Genomic DNA, 21,697 nt, shown 5'->3' on the forward strand with positions numbered 1-21,697 from the left:
AATGGGAGACGTTATTGATATATATGGTTTATCACCTTTGCAAAAAGGAATACTGTTTCATACTTTATACGATCAAGATGATGAACATTCTTTTTCCTATATTGTACAAGTAGGTTTCTTGCTCGGGGGGCAATTGGATGTTGCTACTTTTGAAAAAGCTTGGGAATATGTTATTCAACGACATGAGGTTCTGCGCTCAGTATTTGTTTGGGAGGAAGTAGAAAAACCTCTACAAGCAGTTTACGAACGTCTTCCTTTTACTATTCATCAAGAGGATTGGAGTAACCATTCGCATGAGGAGAAGGAGAAGAAATTACACCAGTTTTTGACTGCAGATCGTAGCAAAGGATTTTTATTGGATGAAGCACCATTGATGAGAGTCACTGCGATTAAAGAAGCAGAAGGGGAAACGAGAATTATTTGGACACATCATCATATTTTGCTAGATGGATGGAGTGTGTCATTGGTCTTTAGTGAAGTGATGGAAGTTTATCTCAAGATGATAAAGGGAGAATTGTTGAATCTTCCTAAATCTCTTCCTTATAAAAAATATATCCAATGGATAAATAAACAAGATCAAAGTCAAGCAGAGGAATTTTGGAAAGAAGAATTAAAAGGGTTCTATGCACCTACTCCATTAGCAATGGAAAGAAAGGATCAAGGACAAGAGAAGGGTTATGGAGAATGTGCTTATCAAGTATCTGAGGAACTTACTGAGAGTTTACAAGAGTGGGTACGAAAGAGTCGATTAACGTTGAATACGTTAGTACAAGGTGCATGGGCTTATTTGATGAGTAGGTATAGCGGTGACAGTGATGTCGTATTTGGCGTAACTAGCGCTGGACGTCCTACTGATTTAATGGGAGCAGAAAATATGGTGGGGCTATTTATTAACACATTACCTACCAGAATTCGATTAACGGATAATACATCAGTAGTAGATTGGCTTCGTAAAATACAAATGAAAGAAATGGAACGAAGACAGTATGAGTATAATTCGTTGATAGATATTCAAGGCTGGAGTGAGGTTCCGCGAAATAGCTCCTTATTTCATACCTTGTATGTGTTTGAAAATTATCCAATTCAAGGTGAGAGAAATGATGATTTAAGATTACTAGATGTTACAAGCACGGAACAAACAAATTATCCTTTAACACTCATTGTAATGCCCGGTAAGAAAATTACTTTAAAGTTGATGTATGATCGAAGCTATTTTAATGAAGAAACAATAAATCTGATTCAGAATCACTTATTGCAAATATTAATTCAGATGACGAAGAGCCTAGATTCAAAACTATTTGAAATTACTCATTTAACAGAAGAAGAACAGATACAGTTACTAGAGGAATGGAATCATACTCAATTTAATTATTCGGCTGAATGCATGATTCATACGATGTTTGAGGAGCAAGTTAAAAAAACACCGGAAGCAATCGCGGCTAGTTACGAAAATGAACAAATTACCTATAAAGAGTTGGAGAAGCGTGCAAATCAGCTAGCTCATTATTTACAAAAGCATGGTGTAGGCCCAGAGTCTCTAGTTGGGGTATATATGGAACGTTCATTACAAATGATGATAGCGTTATTAGGTATTCTAAAATCAGGAGCAGCGTATGTTCCACTTGACCCTACTTATCCAGAGAGTCGACTTCGATATATATTAGAGGATGCTGGAATCGAAGTACTAGTGACGGAAGAGAATTCTAAAAATTTGTTTGTATCTGAAAATATTGAAACGATTTGTATGAATAAAGATTATACTGCAATTGAAAAAGAAGAAACAACCCCATGTATAAGTGGTGTAACAGGAGAAAATTTAGCGTATGTTATGTATACTTCAGGATCTACAGGGAATCCAAAGGGAGTAATGATTGAGCATCATTCAGTAATTAATTATCTAGAATGGATGCAACATAAATATCCGCTCTCTGAAAAGGATGTGGTCTTGCAGAAAACGCCATTCTCATTTGATGTCTCTGTTTGGGAATTGTTTTGGGGCATTCACGTTGGTGCAAGTGTATCTTTCCTACCTCCAGGTGGAGAAAAAGATCCTTCTATTATAGCTGAAGTGATTAAACAACATCAGGTTACTATAGTTCAATTTGTACCTTCGATGTTATCTGTTTTCTTAGACCACTTCAATCATATTGAAGTGAACATGAATTGTTCGTCCGTACGCCATGTATTTTCTGGTGGAGAAGAACTAAGTTCAGGGTTGGTTAGACGATTTCAACAGAAATGGAATTATAGTGGACAAGTGAAATTAACCAACTTTTATGGGCCAACTGAAGCCACTATTTATGTGAATGCATTTGATATTCAGCCTAATCAAGAATTTGTTTCTATTGGGCAGCCAATACAGAACACGCAATTATATGTATTAGACCAAAATCAACGCTTGCAATCAATAGGAATTGAGGGTGAGTTATATATTGGTGGTGCTGGTTTAGCACGTGGATACTTAAATCGTCCGAATCTTACTGCTGAAAAATTCGTTTCGCATCCATATCGATTTGGGGAACGACTATATCGAACAGGAGATTCAGTAAGATATCTAACTGATGGAAATTTAGAATTTATAGGTAGAATGGACCACCAAGTCAAAATGCGTGGTTTTAGGATTGAATTAGGAGAAATTGAAGCGACTTTAGAAAAATGTTCGTTTATTAAAGAGGCTGTCGTATTAGTTAGAGAAGATCGTCCAGGTGATCAACGATTGGTTGCATATGTAATAAGCGATGGAAATACCGAGGAGTGGAGAGAGTATTTACAAAAACAATTACCGAATCATATGATTCCAGCGCACTTTATAGAGTTAGAACACTTCCCGCTTACTCCAAATGGGAAAATTGACCGAAAGGCCTTGCCAGCACCTGATGAGCAAGCTATTGAAGATTTAAATGTGCTACCTCGGACGCTATCGGAAGAGCTTATTGCCTCGGTTTGGAGTCAAGTGTTAGGAACAGAAAATATTGGCATTCAGGATTCCTTCTTTGAACGTGGTGGGCACTCACTACTTGCTACTCAAATTGTCTCTCGATTGCAAGAACTGTTCCAAATTAAAATTCCATTACGTGAACTTTTCAAGCACGATACAGTGGAAGCATTGGCGAAACGGGTGGATCAGTTACGAAAAGAAGATAAAAAACGAGAGGTTGCTCCCCTTGTACCTATGAAACGAGAAGAAATTATCCCACTTTCCTATGCGCAGAAACGTCTATGGTTTATTGATCAATTAATGCCAAATAGTGCTATGTACAATATTCATGCAGCGTGTCGCTTAACAGGTAAATGGTCAATTGAAGCATTGGAGGCCGGATGGAATCAATTGTTGGAGCGTCATGAATCATTAAGGACGATAATTCTAGAGCAAGAGGGTGAACCTTTTCAACAGGTTCAATCTCATGTGTTCAGACATATTCCTCAAACGAATCTCACAGATCTTTCTTTGGAAGATAGGGAAAGAGAAATGCAACGCCTTATCCAAAACGAGGCGAAGGAACCATTTCATTTTGGACAAGGTTCTCTGATTCGAACACGAATATTGAAAGTGGACAGGGAAGAATGGGTTCTCATTTGTACGATGCATCATATTATTTCAGATGGATGGTCAATGGGAATCTTACTTGAAGAATGGATGGCTTTTTATGAAGGCGCATTAAGCGGCAAACCGGCAGAATTGAAGGAGTTATCTATCCAATATGCAGATTTTGTCATGTGGCAGAAGGAATGGCAAAAAGAAGAGAATTTGAATCAGCACCTTCAATATTGGAAGGAAGAATTATCTGGGGAACTACCGGTTTTACAATTACCGATGGATCGTCCTCGACCTGCAGTTCAAACCCATCATGGTGCAAGTCAGTCCTTAATAGTGGCGAATTCCCTACAGGAAAAGCTCAAAGATTTAAGTTTGCAAGAAGGATGCACTTTATTTATGACATTGATGGCAGCGTATCAAAGCTTCCTTTCTCGTTATACAGGACAGGACGACATTATAGTTGGAAGCCCAATCGCTAATCGAAATGTGAAAGAGATTGAGGGATTAATAGGATTTTTTGCAAACACGTTGGTTTATCGAGCTGATTTCAGTGAAAATCCGACGTTCCAAGAACTTTTATCGCAGATAAGAAAAAAAGCACTAAAAGCATACGAGTATCAGGACATCCCATTTGAGAAAGTGGTAGAATCCGTAAAACCTGAACGGAATACAAGTCATTCACCAATATTCCAAACTATGTTTACTTTACAAAATACGAAACAAGAATTTCTTCAGCTATCTGAAAGACAAATGGAACTCATGGAAAGCCATGTTTCTGTTGCCAAATTTGATTTGAGTTTATTTGCTTCTGAGACGGAAGAAGGATTATCACTAACCTTTGAATATAATACTGATTTGTTTAATGATACAACCATTGAACGTATGGTAAATCATTTTGAACATTGGTTAAATCAAATTGCCTCTTATCCAAAATGTTTATTATCAGAATTGAATATGTTATCGAAAGTGGAATATAAGCAACTACTAGTGGAATGGAATGAATCAGCCGTTATAGATATAGAAGATAGCACGATTCATACAATGTTTGAAGAACAAGTGGAAAAAACACCAGAAGGAATTGCAGTAGTGTGCGAAGATGAAGAACTAACATATCGAGAGTTGGACGAACGCTCGAATCAGTTGGCACATTATTTACAAAAAAATGGTGTAACATGCGAAACATTGGTTGGGATTTGCGTTACACGTTCATCCGAGATGATTGTCGGTCTCTTAGGAATTATGAAGGCGGGAGGAGCATATGTCCCAATTGATCCAGCGTATCCGGAAAGTCGACTGCAGTACATTTTAGAAGATGCTCAAATAAAGGTACTGGTGACACAGGAAAAGTTACAACAAAAAATGGTTATACCTACATTCGTCAACGTTATTTGTATGGATCGTAATCGAGCAGAAATAGAACAAGAAGTAACTACGGTATGTACGAGTGAAGTGACGAGCGATAACTTAGCCTATATTATCTATACTTCAGGTTCCACTGGAAAACCAAAGGGAGTAATGATTGAGCACAGGAATACAGTAACAATGATTCATTGGGCGCATCACACGTATTCTCGAAAGGAATTAGCGGGAGTGTTAGCTTCAACTTCACTATCTTTTGACTTATCCGTTTTTGAAGTATTTGTTCCCTTAACGATGGGTGGTAAGGTGATTGTCGCTGAAAATGCTCTACATCTAGACAAGTTGTCTACCAAAGGTGTGACTTTGGTTAATACTGTGCCATCGGCAGCAAAGGAACTGGTTCGAGCAAACGCAATTCCTTCTTCAGTAAAGGTAATGAATTTGGCTGGAGAACCGTTACCATATCCGCTTGTTCAAGATTTATACGAGAGAAGTACGATTGAGAAGGTGTTCAACTTATATGGACCGTCTGAAGATACTACGTATTCCACGTATATGGAATTAGAAAAGGGTGTCATGCATAGGGTACCACCAATTGGTAAACCAATCTTCAATACAGAAGTATATGTATTGAGTACTGAACAAAAAATGGTTCCAATTGGTGTAGTTGGTGAGCTGTACATTGGTGGATCAGGGTTAGCACGTGGATATTTAAAACGCCCTGACTTAACGAAAAATCGATTTATACCGCATCCGTTTAAAGAAGACGAGCGAGTATACCGGACTGGAGATCTAGTAAGGTATTTGCCGGATGGAAATTTGGAGTATGTTGGACGAGTTGATCATCAGGTGAAAATTCGTGGGTTCCGGATTGAACTAGGAGAAATCGAAGCGGTATTACAAAAGCATACATTAGTTAACGAAGCTATTGTGATGGTGCGGGAAGATTATCCTGGCGATCCACGTTTGATTGCCTATGTTGTAGGAGACGGGGATGCTCAAAAGTGGCGTGATTATCTCAAGGACCAACTACCAAATTATATGATTCCATCCTATTTTGTTGGATTAAATGCATTTCCACTCACTCCTAATGGGAAAATTGATAGGAAGGCTTTACCAGCACCAGAGAAGCAGGAGATAGCAAGTTGTTATATTGCTCCTCGTACGTCTACGGAAAAAACAATTGTTTCGATATGGCATGAAGTTTTAGATATGGAAAACATCGGAATTCAGGATTCGTTTTTTGAAATTGGTGGACATTCATTACTTGCTACGCAAGCTGTTTCCAATCTTAAAGAGGCTTTTGGAATCGAGATACCATTGCATGATTTATTTATATTTCATACAGTGCAGCAATTGGCAGAACAGATTGATCAATTGCTCGATAACAAAAATCAAGAAATGCAGAATGATAGTAAGGAGAATGTAAGTCTTCAAGACTATATTCAAAAAGAAGCAGAAGTCAGTAATGATGAAGAATTACTAGAACTACTTAAGCAATTAGAAGAGCTATCAGAGGAAGAAGCACATGGGATATTCGAGAGTAATTTGATTGAGGAAGGGGTAAAAAAATGAGAAGTGATTTACTTGCAAAGCTGAGTTCACTTTCTCCTGAGAAGAGAGCATGGCTTCAGAAGCAAATGCAAAAAAAGGAGAATAAAGAAGCACTCCCGTTGTCTTATGCACAACAACGTTTGTGGTTTATGGACAGATTTAACCCAAACAGTTCTTTATATAATATTCCAACAGTATGGCATCTAAAAGGAAATTGGATACCTGAAGCATTAGAGAAGGGATTCAATCGACTCATTGAACGTCATGAATCATTACGAACTGTTTTTAAAGAAATAGGAGAACAGCCTGTGCAACAAATTGTCGAATTCCTTCCTAGAGCATTACCTGTAAGGGATTACTCTCAACTTCCTCTAAAAGTAAAAGAAAAAGAGGTAGATAGTTTAATTGCGAGAGAAGCGCAAGAACCATTTGATTTAATGAATGGTCCTTTAATTCGTAATCAGCTTGTTCAATTAGAGAAGGATGAATGGTTATTACTGTGTACGATGCATCATATTATTTCTGATGCTTGGTCCATTGGTATATTCATGAATGAATTCCTTGCTTTCTATGAAGAAGAAACGGGTGGAAATCCTGCTAAATTAAGTTCATTATCCATTCAATATGCAGACTTTGCGAAGTGGCAAAAGGAGTGGTTGCAAGGTGATGTGCTAAATCGTCAGCTTACGTATTGGCAGGAAGAATTGTCTGGTGAGCTTCCCATCTTACAACTGCCAGTGGATCGACCTCGACCGGTTAAGCAGACTTACTCTGGGGCTACGCATCACATAATTTTCCCTTATAAATTGCTTAGTCAATTGAAAGATATAAGCCGACAAGAAGGATCCACTTTATTTATGACTTTAATGGCTGCATACCAGAGCTTTCTTGCTCGTTATACAGGACAAAAAGATATTCTAGTTGGTAGCCCGATTGCAAATCGGAACCATAAGGGAGTAGAAGGATTAATTGGTTTCTTTGTTAATACGTTGGTTTATCGATCAGATTTGAGTGGCACCCCTACCTTTCGGGAGATTTTGAACCAAACAAAGAAAAAGGCGTTAAAAGCTTACGAATATCAAGATATACCATTTGAAAAAGTGGTAGAAGCTGTGCAACCTGAACGAAGCATGAGTCATTCCCCTATATTTCAGACCATGTTTACGCTACAGAATATAAAACAAGAACGACTAGATTTGCCTGATAGAAGTATTGAAATGGTAGAAAGTAATATGTCTATTGCTAAATTTGATTTGAGCTTAACTGCCTATGAAGTGGAAGAAGGTCTATTCGTCTCATTTGAATACAACACGGATTTATTTGATAGTAGTACTATTGCACGTATGGCAGGACATTTTGAGAACTGGCTAAATGAAATCACGTATCATCCAGATGAATCATATACAAAGCTGTCAATGTTATCGGATACTGAGCAAAAACAACTCCTAGAAGAATGGAATGATACGGACGTAGTTTATGGTCATGATTGTATGATTCATGAGCTATTTGAGCAGCAAGTTGCACGGACACCTGATGCAGTGGCGGTAGTTTATGAGGGTGGAAAGCTAACGTATCAAGAACTAAATGAAAAATCGAATCAATTGGCACATTTTCTACAAAAACGAGGTATCGGACCTGAATCATTGGTTGGTATATGTATTGAACGTTCTCCTGATATGATTATCGGTCTCTTTGGGATTTTGAAGGCAGGTGGGGCTTATGTCCCACTGGACCCAAGTTATCCTGAAAACCGCCTGAGATATATTTTGGAGAATTCACAAATTCAAGTGCTGCTAACAAAAGAGGCACTACAGGACTGGTTACCTAAAGATATTCAAGCAATTTGTTTAGACCGGGATCAAGTGATGATTTCTAAAGAGAGTAATTTAGCTCCGGTAAGTGGAGTAACAGCAAATAACTTAGCCTATATTATATACACTTCGGGTTCGACGGGAAATCCAAAGGGGGTAATGATTGAACATCATTCCGTCATCAACCGCCTACAGTGGATGCAGAAAAAATACTCATTGTCCGAGGAGGATACAATCCTACAAAAGACACCGTTTTCATTTGATGTTTCTGTATGGGAATTATTTTGGTGGTCATTTGTAGGAGCACGTGTTTGTTTACTTCCACCAGGAGGAGAGAAAGATCCTGCGGTGATTGAGGAGTATATTGAACGATATCGCGTGTCCACCATGCACTTTGTTCCGTCGATGTTATCTACTTTCTTAGATTATATGGAACTATATAATTCGAAAAGGGATGTATCGTCTTTAATTCAAGTTTTTACTAGTGGAGAAGCGTTAAACACTGAGCAGGTTCGCCGGTTTAAGGGGATCTTTTACAATGTTCAGCAAACAAAGTTAATTAACTTGTATGGTCCTACTGAAGCGACTGTGGATGTGACTTATTACGATTGTGATTTAGAAAAAGAAGCAATGCTTATTCCGATTGGTCGTCCGATTGATAATACAGAGTTGTATGTGTTAGATCAATATCAACAAGTGGTCCCGATTGGTGTGGCAGGGGAACTTTACCTTGGAGGAGTAGGATTGGCACGTGGCTATTTCAATCGACCGGATTTAACTACTGAACGTTTTATTCCGCATCCTTTTAAGGACGGGGAACGATTATATCGAACGGGTGACTTGGTGAGATATATGAATGATCGTAACTTAGAATATATTGGAAGAATAGATAACCAAGTTAAAATTAGAGGATTCCGAATTGAATTGGGAGAAATTGAAGCAGCTTTACATGATCACTCATCTGTAAAAGAGGCAGTCGTGTTGGTGAAGGAAGATCGACCAGGAGATAAGCAGTTAGTAGCTTATGTAGTGGGTGAAGGGGATACTGGGGAGTGGCGTGAATATCTCAAGAAGCAATTACCACATTATATGGTTCCGGCATACTTTTTCCAAATTGAAGGTATGCCACTTACTCCAAATGGTAAAGTGAATCGGAAAGCATTATTGGAATTAGAAGAACAGTTCATAAGTGAAGATATTACTTCATCACGAACACCAGTGGAGGAGCTCATCGTTTCCGTTTGGAGCCAAGTGTTAGGAATAAAAAATATTAGTGTTCAGGATTCCTTTTTTGAAATCGGTGGTCATTCACTACTAGCTACTCAAGTAGTGTCACGTTTACAGGGAATTTTTCAAATCGAATTACCAGTACGTGAACTATTTGAATATACAACGGTGGAGTCACTGGCAAAGCGATTAGAACAGTTACGTAAAGGAGATAAAAAACGAGAGATTCCGCCACTAATACCAATGAAACGAGGAGAAGCTATTCCACTATCTTATGCCCAACAACGTTTATGGTTTATTGATCAATTTACACCTAATAGTGCCCTTTACAATATGCCAATGGTATGCCGTCTTACAGGGAATTGGCTACTTGAAGCATTGGAAACGGGATGGAATCAACTAATAGAACGTCATGAATCACTGCGGACGGTCTTTCAAGAAGTGAATGGTCAACCCGTACAGCAAATTGAACCGTATGCTTTTCAATCAATTCCGAAAACGGATTTAACTATGCTTTCTCCTGAAGACCGAGAAGAAGAAGTTAAACGTTTAATTCAACAAGAAACAGAAGTGCCATTTGATTTAACAGAGGGTCCATTAATCAGGACAAGTATTTTGCACGTGGGAGAGGAAGAATGGATACTCCTTTGTACTCTACATCATATCATTTCAGATGGATGGTCAATGGGAATCCTACTTGAAGAATGGATGGCATTTTATGAGAAAGCAACGGATGGAAAGGTAGCGGAACTTGAACCATTACCGGTTCAATATGCCGACTTTGCTCAGTGGCAAAAAGGATGGCTAAAGGAGGAGGTGCTTGATCAACAACTCCAATATTGGAGGGAAGAATTGTCTGGGGAGCTTCCAGTACTCCAACTTCCTGTGGATCGCCCGCGTCCCGCAATACAAACTCATCACGGGTCGACATACACTATGGTTCTGCCAAGCACGCTACATGATAAATTGAATGAACTTAGTCGAAAAGAAGGGGCTACACTCTTCATGACGCTTTTAGCTGCATATCAAAGTTTTCTATCTCGTTATACGGGACAAGAAGATATTCTGGTCGGAAGCCCAATTGCGAATCGGAATTATAGAGAAATTGAAGGACTAATTGGTTTCTTCGTTAACACGCTGGTTTATCGAGCTAATTTGAGTGGTAGACCGACATTTCAAGATGTACTGTATCAGGTTCGTCAAAAGGCATTAAAGGCGTATGAATATCAAGATATTCCATTTGAAAAAATTGTAGAAGTTGTGCAACCGGAGCGAAGTACAAGTCATTCGCCAATCTTCCAGACTATGTTCATCTTGCAAAATATGAAACAAGAGTTACCGGTGTTATCTAGTAGAAGTATTGAAATGATAGAAAGCCATAATCCAATTGCAAAGTTTGATTTAAGTGTAATGGCAGTTGAGACGGAAGAGGGATTACTTTTTACTTTTGAGTACAATAAGGATTTATTCAATGCTACTACTATTGAACGGATGGCAGGACACTTTGAGAAATGGCTACATGAAGTTTCTCATCGCCCACAAAATCCGTTGCATGACCTGAGCATGCTATCAGAAACCGAGCGTACTTTGTTATTAGAAACATGGAATGACACTGTAATGGAAATGCCTCATCAGGGTCTTATTTGCGACAAATTTGAGGAGCAAGTAGCAAGGCGTCCTGATGCGATTGCGATAGTTGATCAAACAAAACAGTGGACTTATGGTGAATTGGATACACAAGCAAATCAGTTGGCAAATGTTTTACAGCGAAAGGGAGTAGCCCCAGAGTCAGTGGTAGGGGTTTATCTTCCGAGGTCAGCTGAGCTGATGGTAAGTTTACTAGGCATTTTAAAAGCTGGTGGAGCTTATGTCGTTTTAGATCCGTTGTATCCAAAATCAAGGTTAGAATACATGATTGAAGATGCAGGAATTCAATTTGTAGTGACGGCGGAAGGGCAAGAAGGACATTTCGCACACGTCGAAATGGTGAGGTTAGAAGAATTAACGGTGGAAAGCGTAATCGCACCTACACGTCAAATAAATCCAGAGAACTTAGCCTATATTGTTTATACCTCTGGTTCTACAGGAAAACCGAAGGGTGTCATGGTTGAATATCGCTCATTAATGAATATGGTTTCTTGGCATCAGGAAGTTTATCATATTTCAGCAGAGGATCGTGCGACTCAGATTGCAGGGGTTGCTTTTGATTCGGCTGTCCAGGAGATTTGGCCGTATCTAACTGCTGGCGCAGCACTCTACTTGTCAACAGAGGAACTGAGAATTAATCCAGAAGCACTAAGGGACTGGCTCATTGATTCACGAATAACAGCTAGCTTTGCACCTACGCCTATTCTGGAAAGGCTCTTGAAATTATCTTGGCCAGATAAAACGGATCTTCGTTTTATCATTACTGGTGGGGATCAATTAACGCAGTACCCATCTAACGATATTCCTTTTGCGGTAATTAATCAGTATGGTCCATCGGAAAATACCGTTGTTACCACAGATTGTTATGTACCTGTAGGAGTGACAACAGGTACGCCATCGATTGGTCGACCGATTGCGAATACAGAAGTTTATGTGTTAGATTCTCATCTTCAGCTAGTACCAATTGGTGTAATTGGAGATCTCTATATTGGAGGGAAGAGTCTTGCACGTGGATATGCTAATCGTCCGGATCTTACAAAGGAAAAATTTATTCCACATCCTTTCAAGTCAGGAGAACGTCTCTATTATACAGGAGACAAAGCAAGTTATCTTTCTGATGGTAATCTCCAGTTCCATGGACGTATAGATGACCAAGTGAAAATTCGTGGTTTCCGGATTGAATTGGGAGAAATAGAAGCTGTTTTGCAGGCACATTCTTCTGTGAAGGAAGCAGTTGTATTGGTGCGAGAGGATAATCAAGGTAACAAGAGATTAGTAGCTTATGTAGTTGGTGAAGGAAGTGTCCATGAATGGCGAGAACATCTACAGACATATTTACCAAATTACATGGTTCCAACAAACTTTATTGAGATGGAATTTTTACCACTTACACCGAATGGAAAACTTGATTTGAAGGCATTGCCTATACTTAGTGAACAATCCGCTGAAAATACTGTATACCCAAGAACTCCGCTGGAAGAACTTATTGCTTCAGTGTGGAGTCAAGTGCTAGGAATAAGAGACATTGATGTTCAGGATTCTTTCTTTGAGCTCGGTGGTCACTCTCTACTTGCTACACAAGTGGTCTCACGCTTACAGGAAGTCTTTCAAATCAAATTGCCAGTACGTGAACTGTTCGAATATTCAACGGTCGAGGCATTATCGAAACGAATAGATCAGTTACGTAAGGGGAGCGAAAAACGAGAAATTCCACCATTGATGCCGATGGAACGAGGGGAAAATATTCCACTGTCTTATGCCCAACAGCGCTTATGGTTTATTGATCAATTTGCACCTAATAGTGCACTTTATAATATGCCAATGGTATGCCGGCTTACAGGGAATTGGTTACCTGAGGTATTGGAGTTGGGATGGAATCAGTTGATAGAGCGTCATGAATCTTTGCGGACTGTATTTTATGAAGAGGATGGCCATCCTGTGCAGCAGATTCAACCGTACGTTTTCCGTCCGCTTCTGCAAATGGACTTAACTAAGCTTTCATTAGAGGAGCGAGAAAGAAAGTTGGAGCAATGGATTCAAACTGAAGTCGAATCTCCATTTGATTTAGAACAAGGGCCATTATTCCGTGGGAAACTCATAAGAATTTCAGAAGAAGAATGGGTTCTTCTGTGTAATATGCATCATATTATCTCGGATGGGTGGTCGATGGAAATCTTGCTTCAAGAATGGATGGCATTTTATGAGAATGCGATTGGTGAAAAACAAGCAGAGCTGGAACCACTACCAGTTCAATATGCCGATTTTGCTCAGTGGCAAAGAGACTGGTTGAAAGATGAAGTACTATATCAACAGCTTGCATATTGGAAGGAAGAATTATCTGGTGAGTTACCAGTCTTAATGTTGCCAATGGATCGTCCGCGTCCGCCAGTGCAAACCCATTATGGATTAACTCATAATGTTTTGTTGTCACGCTCATTACTGGATAAATTAAACGAACTAAGTCGTCAAGAAGGGGCCACACTTTTCATGACCTTATTGGCATCGTATCAAAGTTTCCTTGCTCGTTATACGGGACAAACGGATATTATTGTTGGTAGCCCAATTGCAAATCGAAATTATCGAGAAATTGAGGGGCTGATTGGTTTCTTTGTCAACACTTTGGTTTATCGAGCTGATTTAAGTAATGCACCGGCATTTCAAGAGTTGTTATCTCAAGTACGGATAAAAGCATTGAAGGCGTATGAGTATCAAGATGTTCCGTTTGAGAAAATTGTAGAGGTTATCCAACCTGAACGAAATACAAGCCATTCTCCGATTTTTCAAACCATGTTTACTTTGCAAAATACGGGACAGAAGCTACCAGAATTACATGGAAGAAATATAGAAGTAATGGAAAGTAATGCTCCGATCGCTAAGTTTGATTTAAGTTTAACTGCTGCAGAAGTGGAAGAGGGTTTATTACTTAATTTTGTTTATAGAACTGATTTATTTGACAGCTTAACTATTGAATCCATGGCTGAACATTTTGGGAACTGGTTGAATGTAATCGTAGAGAATCCTGATAAATCATTAGCTAAATTGCCTATATTATCAGGATTACAGCAAAAACAGTTGGAAGAGTGGAATAATGGTGCTGTAGCATATCCACAGGAAAGTACAATTCATCAGCTGTTTGAAGAGCAAGTAAATCGTACACCTGATGCGGTAGCAGTGGTAGATGAAAAACAGCAGTTAACGTATCGAGAGCTGAATGAAAAAGCTAATCAATTGGCCCACTATCTTCAGCAATGCGGAATTGGGAATGAATCATTGGTTGGAATTTGCTTTGAGCGTTCAGTTGAGATGGTTGTTAGTATTATGGGGATTTGGAAGGCTGGAGCAGCCTATGTTCCATTAGACCCATCATATCCAGAAAGTCGCCTACGATATATTTTGGAGGACACTGGAATTCAAGTATTAGTTACGAACGAGTCATTGAAAGATTGGATACCTAAAGAAATCAAGATAGTTTGTCTAGATAGGGATCAAACAATGATTTCGCAAGAAAGCATTCTTTCACCAAAATGTGAAGTAACAGGAGAAAACTTAGCGTATGTTATCTATACTTCAGGATCAACGGGGAATCCAAAGGGTGTCTTGATACAGCATCATTCTGTAATAAACTTGTCGCATGGTTTACACAAAGAGGTTTTCGAACATGAGATACCATGTAACATGCATGTCGGTTTAAATGCGTCAATTGCCTTTGATGCATCTATCCAGCAATTACAAATGCTGCTTTATGGTTCAAGTTTGTATATTATTCCAAGCGAAGTACGAAGTGATCCGGAGCAGTTTGTAGCTTATATTAGGGAGAACAAGTTAGAAATCTTTGATATAACACCTTCATTGCTTCAATTACTTATAGATGTCGGATTGTTAGAAACGTGCGATGGCGTTCATGTTCCAAGTAAGGTACTGGTTGGTGGTGAAGCGATTATGCCGTCATTATGGGAACAGCTAGTAGAGACTGATAAAATCCAGTTTTATAATGTATATGGTCCTACAGAATGTACGGTTGATGCAACATGCTATCATATCAAAAAAGATAGTAAGAGAGTAACAATTGGGCGTCCATTGCCTAACATCCAAACTTATGTATTAGATAGAAATAGGTTGCCAGTTCCAGTTGGTGTGATGGGGGAACTTTATATCGGAGGAGCAGGTCTAGCAAGGGGGTACTTGAATCGTCCAGAGTTAACATCCGAACGATTTATTTCTCATCCATTCAAAGAAGGCGAGAGGTTATATAGAACAGGTGATCTTGTGAGATATCTTCCTGATGGTAATATAGACTACTTAGGAAGAATGGATAATCAAGTGAAGATTAGAGGATTTCGAATTGAACTTGGAGAGATTGAGTCGACTTTACAAGAGCATGACTTGGTAAAAGAGGCAGTTGTAATGGTTAGGGAAAATCAGTCGGGAGATAAGAGGCTGGTAGCTTATGTAGTGGGCGAAGGCAGTTTAGAAGAATGGCGAGAGTATCTTAAAACAAAACTGCCAATCCATATGATACCTTCCTACTTTGTCGAAATGAAAGAATTACCGCTAACCATAAATGGAAAGATTGATCGGAAATCGTTACCTATACCAGATTATCAAGGAACACAAGAAGGATACGTGGCCCCAAGAAATGAACGTGAACATAAGCTTTCTATCATTTGGGAACGTGTGCTAGGTTCAAAACGTATTGGTATGAATGATAACTTCTTTGAAATTGGTGGAGATTCAATTCTTAGCATTCAGATTGTCTCGCGCGCGAAGCAAGCTGGTTTACAATTGACACCAAAACAAATATTTGAACACCAAACGATTGCTGAGTTGGCGCAAGTAGTGAAAGAAGAACAAGGTGTACAAGCTGAACAGGGAATTATAACTGGAGAGACGATACTTACACCTATTCAGCAAAGGTTTTTTGCACAAAATCATCCTAACCCACATCATTGGAATCAATCCATGTTCTTTAGAACGAAAGAGAAATTGGACATAGGATCACTGGAAAAAGCGGCAGGTAACCTTCTACTTCATCATGATGCTCTGCGTTTAAGATATGAACGTTTATCTAATGGGGTTTGGAAACAGTGGAATGAAGGAATAGAAGAACAATCGATGTTTACTGTCATTTCATTAGACGAAGTGCCGGAAGCTGATTGGCATCAGGTTATTCAAAAAGAGATTAATGTTGCACAAGAAAGTTTGAATTTACATGATGGTCCGCTAATGAGAATGGTGTATTTTGATGAAGGTGAGCACGCTGGCCGATTATTTTGGACAATTCATCATTTAGCCGTGGATGGTGTTTCTTGGCGAATTTTATTGGAAGATTTGCAAACAGCATATACGCAAGTAGTCCAAGGTCAGAAAATTCAATTACCTATGAAGAGTACATCTTTTAAAGAATGGTCGGAGAAATTACATCATTACGCTGAAACTGGACTATCAAAAGAAGTGCTACATTACTGGGAGGAGCAGGCTGAACAAGACGTAGTTAAATTGCCGGTAGATGGTACTATAAGTAATCCAGTAAGCGCAGTAACTGAGGAAATTACTGTGGTGTTAAATGAGAATGAGACCCGTATGTTATTGCAAGAGACTTTAAGCACTCACCGTGTCCAAATCAATGAAGTATTATTAGCAGCATTAGTACAAGCTACGGCAGCATGTACGGGGCAGCCGATATTGAGTGTAGATTTAGAGGGACATGGTCGAGAAGAGATTATTAAAGAGGTTGATTTATCGAGAACTGTGGGATGGTTTACAAGTATTTACCCAGTTCATTTAAATATTACTAGTGCTAATACCCCAATTGCAGCATTAAAAGCAGTTAAAGAACAAGTTCGCAAAATTCCTAATAAGGGTGTTGATTATGGGGTGTTGCGTTACATGAGCGCAACAATGTGTGAGCAATTAAGCTCCCAATATACACCGTCTATTAGTTTTAACTATCTTGGACAATTTGACCAAATGTTTTCTAGCGATGCAATGTTTATTCCGGAGAACGAATTTAAGCGTTTAGATCATGCTGCCGGTTCCAAGCGATCGCATGTAATTGATGTAATTGGGGTTGTAACGGATGGAAAACTTCAGTTCACTTGGGTATACGATGTTGGACAATTTGCCAAATCAACGATTCAAAGTATTGCACAGAATATGCTATATCAACTGAGTAAATTGATTCAATTTTCAGATAGAGAATCTGCACTGACCATTTCGGATTTTGCAATGGCTAATCTTAGCCAAGAAGGTTTGACAAATGTACTAAACAAAATGCATCGCGGAAAGAACAATCAGATTACTGATTTATATCCACTATCACCTTTGCAAGAAGGTATGATTTTCCACACATTGCATGACCAAGGGGATGAACATGTTGCACCGTATATAGTGCAATTGAGTTTTATGATTCGAGGAAAAATGAATATTCCTACATTTGAGCAGGCGTGGAAATCTGTAATTCAGCGGCATGAAATTTTTCGTACAGCATTTGTATGGGACGAAATTGAAGAACCTGTACAAGTGGTGTATGAAAATATCCCATTTAAAGTGAACAAAGAAGACTGGCGTACAATGACAAGTGAAGAGATAGAGGAAAAAAGAAAAGTCTTTTTGGCATTAGATCGAAAACAAGCCTTCCAATTTGATGAAGCACCATTGATGCGGGTAACAGTCATTCAAGAAGGTGAGGAAGAATATCGGATTGTTTGGACCCATCACCATATTTTACTGGATGGATGGAGTTTACCATTAGTATTTAATGAATTACTTACAGTCTATCAGAAGAGAATGAATGGAGAAACTGTGAAGTTACCTAAGTCCTCACCATATAAGAAATATATCCAATGGTTAAGAGAGCAAGATAAGGAGCAGGCGGAACAATTCTGGAGAGAGAAGCTAAAAGGTTTTACTGCGCCAACTTTGCTGGGCTTAGAAAGTAAAGAGGAAGAAAAAGGTTACACAGAGAAGGTTACGTATTTATCAGAAGAGCAGACTCAAGCGTTACAAGGATGGGCGAAACGCAATAAACTTACTTTGAGTACAGTAATTCAAGGTGCATGGGCATATCTCATGAGCCGATATAGTGGAGAAAATGACATTGTTTTTGGTGTAACAAGCTCAGGGCGTTCTACGGAGATTATTGATGTTGAAAACATCGTAGGTCCTTTCATTACAACGTCACCGACGCGAATTCAATTGATGGATGATATAAAATTAATAGATTGGTTGCAGAAGATACAAGAGGAAGAGATAGAAAGAAGACAATATGAGTATGCTTCTTTGACAGAGATTCAGGGGTGGAGTGAGGTTCCTAGAGGTACACCGCTGTTCAATTGTTTATATGTGTTTGAAAATTATCCAGTGAAAGAAGAATCTTCAGAAAATCTGGAAATTAGTGAATTGAAAGGGGTAGAACAAACCCACTACCCATTAGGATTGGCTGTAGTTCCAGGAATCCAGTTATCGTTAAAGTTAATGTATGACCGTAGTAAGTTTAATAGAGTCACCATTGAACGAATGCTGGGTCATTTACACAAAGTGTTAATGCAAATGCTCAAAAACATTGATCAAAATCTATCGGAACTAGTATATATTACGGAGGATGAACAAAGAAGGCTATTGGAAGAATGGAATAATAATACTATATCCTATCCACGTGAGAATGTAATTCATCAACTATTCGAAGAGCAAGTAAATCGTACACCTGACGCGGTGGCAGTGGTAGATGATAAACAGCAACTAACGTATCGAGAGCTGAATGAAAGAGCTAATCAATTAGCCCATCATTTACAGAAATGTGGAATTGGGACAGAGTCATTAGTTGGCCTCTGCTTTGATCGATCAGTTGAGATGGTTGTTGGTCTCATGGGGATTTGGAAGGCTGGAGCAGCCTATGTTCCATTGGATCCATCGAATCCGGAAAGCCGTCTGCAATATATTTTAGAAGACACGGGAATTAAAGTGTTAGTTACAAATGCGTTATTACTAGGATGGATACCTAAAGATATCAAGACAGTTTGCCTAGATAGGGACCAAGCAATGCTTTCTCAAGAAAGCAAACTTTCACCAATATGTGAGGTAACAGGGGAAAACTTAGCGTATGTTATCTATACTTCTGGTTCGACAGGGAATCCAAAGGGGGCTTTAGTACAGCACCATTCTGTAATAAACCTATCCTATAGTTTACAAAAAGAAGTTTTCTCACATAAGATACCTAGTAATATGCGCGTCGGTTTGAATGCGTCAATTGCCTTTGATGTATCTATTCAGCAATTACAAATGTTGCTTTATGGTTCAAGTTTATATATTATCCCAAGTGAAGTTCGCACTAATCCGGAACAATTTGTGTCCTATATTAGGGAGAATAAATTGGAAATGTTTGATATGACACCTTCATTACTTCAATTACTTATAGATGGAGGATTGCTAGAAATAAGTGCTGATGTTCATGTACCAAGTAAGGTATTAGTCGGTGGTGAAGCAATCATGCCGTCATTATGGGAACAGCTAGTAGAGACCGAAAAAATTGATTTTTATAACGTATACGGTCCTACAGAATGTACGGTTGATGCAACGTGTTATCATATTCAAACAGATAGTAAGAAAGTTACAATTGGACGTCCGTTGCCGAACGTTCAAACTTATGTATTGGATAAAAATTTGTTACCTGTTCCAGTTGGTGTAACAGGTGAGCTATATATCGGTGGTGCAGGTATAGCGAGAGGATACTTGAATCGTCCAGAATTAACGGCAGAGCGATTTATCCGTCATCCATTTAATGAAGAAGAGCGTTTATATCGTACGGGAGATTTGGTTCGTTATTTACCTGATGGTAATTTAGATTACTTGAGAAGAATTGATAATCAAGTGAAAATTAGGGGCTTTCGTATTGAACTTGAAGAGATTGAAGCGAATCTAGAGAGGCATCCATTGATAAAAGAAGCAGTAGTTTTGGTAACAGAGGATAAATTAGGAGAGCAGAGATTGATTGCTTATATAGTTGGAGATGGAAGTATGCATGATTGGCGTGAATATCTCAAGAAACAAGTACCGAATTATATGGTTCCTGTACACTTTATTAAGATAGACGAGATTCCTCTTACAACGAATGGAAAAGTTGATAGAAAGGCATTGAACAATTTAACTATTCAAAGAGAAAATAACTTCTCTACACCAATCATTCCAAGGGATGAAATTGAATATCAGTTGATTAAAATCTGGCAGGATGTGTTACAGATAGAAGATGTCTATATAAATGATGATTTCTTTAATAGAGGGGGACACTCTCTCCTTGTAATTAAATTAGTTTCAAAAATTAGGGAGAAGTTTGGAAAAGAGATTAAGGTGTCTACATTGGTTAAGAATCCAACAGTAGAAGGAATCGCATGCCTTATTCGTGATAAACATGATATGACGAAATCAGTATCAGCACTGGTTCCACTACAAGAATCAGAGAAAATACCTTTCTTTTGCGTTCATCCGTTTATGGGAAATGTATTTTGTTACATTCAACTAGCAAGATTGCTTAAGAACCACTGTTCATTTTATGGTCTACAGAATCCTCTCATAGAAAAGAGAGAAATTGATGATTTGACCTTGCCGGAAGTAATTCAACTTTACATTGAAGAAATAAAACGTGTTCAGCCAGAAGGCCCATATCGTCTTGGAGGATGGTCTTTAGGCGGTGCAATTGCTTATAAAATCGCAACTGTATTAAGGAATCAAGGAGAGGAAGTTGAGTTTTTGGTACTAATGGATACTAAAGTACCTTCAGAGCAAGATCGTAAAACAAGGGAGGATATGCTCTCATATATATCTGAACATTTCATTTCCAGAGATCTTACTGAGCAGGAAGAAGGCCTCGTCCATAAGCAAGATATGCTTGTGGAGCAATTAATTATGGAAGGAGTACTCCCGCCTGATGCAAATCTTATGAATTTGAAGCAAGTTATCAATGCTCATAGGAAATGCCTGAACTTAATGGCAGAGAATGATTTGATACCATACTTTGGAGAAGTTATCTACTTTAGTGCTGAGGAAGGAAAAGAGTTATTTACAGATTGGGGACCTTTATTAAGAGGAAGAGTAAATAAGTATTCTGTTCCTGGATCACATGAGGAAATAGTAGACTTCCCCGCAGTTGAAAAGGTAGCTAAGTACCTATTGAATGAATTTGAAGGGATAAAAGAAACATCCCTTTCATTAACTGAAAAGTAGAGAGTGCAAAAGATGCAACACTATGAACGAAAAGGGCAGCCCAATAACTGCAAATAAAGTGTAGGCAATAATGAATATATCAAGAGTATTACTTTTTAAGAGGATAATGGAAAATTTACTTGATAGAGACATAGAAACCTATATGAGTTGCTCATAGAATGATGTAAATGCTCTCCATTTTTTGTAATAGAAGCTAATGCTTTGATGATATTACTGAGGAAAGGTGTATATTTTCATTGATATGTAAATATGCACCTTTTCTATTGTATTTGCAATTTAATAAAGTTAATTTGAATTTATGTAACGCACATATATGAAGCCATCCTTTAAAAAAGGAAGTGATTTA

2 protein-coding genes are annotated in these 21,697 nt (G+C 38.6%); both read left to right on the plus strand.

What is annotated here, in order from left to right; translation table 11 throughout:
- Window position 1 precedes the first annotated feature (1 nt).
- Window positions 2-6,472 carry a non-ribosomal peptide synthetase gene (locus tag COL05_RS13830; RefSeq protein ID WP_098669033.1) on the plus strand — a complete coding sequence of 2,157 codons (6,471 nt, stop codon included), beginning with the start codon at window positions 2-4 and terminating at the stop codon, window positions 6,470-6,472.
- Window positions 6,469-21,351: a non-ribosomal peptide synthetase gene (locus COL05_RS13840; protein WP_142337485.1), complete on the plus strand. Its 14,883-nt coding sequence runs from the start codon at window positions 6,469-6,471 to the stop codon at window positions 21,349-21,351. Before COL05_RS13830 ends, COL05_RS13840 begins: the two co-directional genes overlap by 4 nt.
- Window positions 21,352-21,697 lie beyond the last annotated feature (346 nt).

The organism is Bacillus sp. AFS059628 (assembly GCF_002571225.1).
Classification (GTDB): Bacteria; Bacillota; Bacilli; order Bacillales; family Bacillaceae_G; genus Bacillus_A.

What these genes read in the sequence shown, in the direction of transcription:
- COL05_RS13830 (WP_098669033.1), top strand. Translation starts at nt 2, where the DNA reads ATGGGAGACGTTATTGATATATATGGTTTATCACCTTTGCAAAAAGGA.
- COL05_RS13840 (WP_142337485.1), top strand. Translation starts at nt 6,469, where the DNA reads ATGAGAAGTGATTTACTTGCAAAGCTGAGTTCACTTTCTCCTGAGAAG.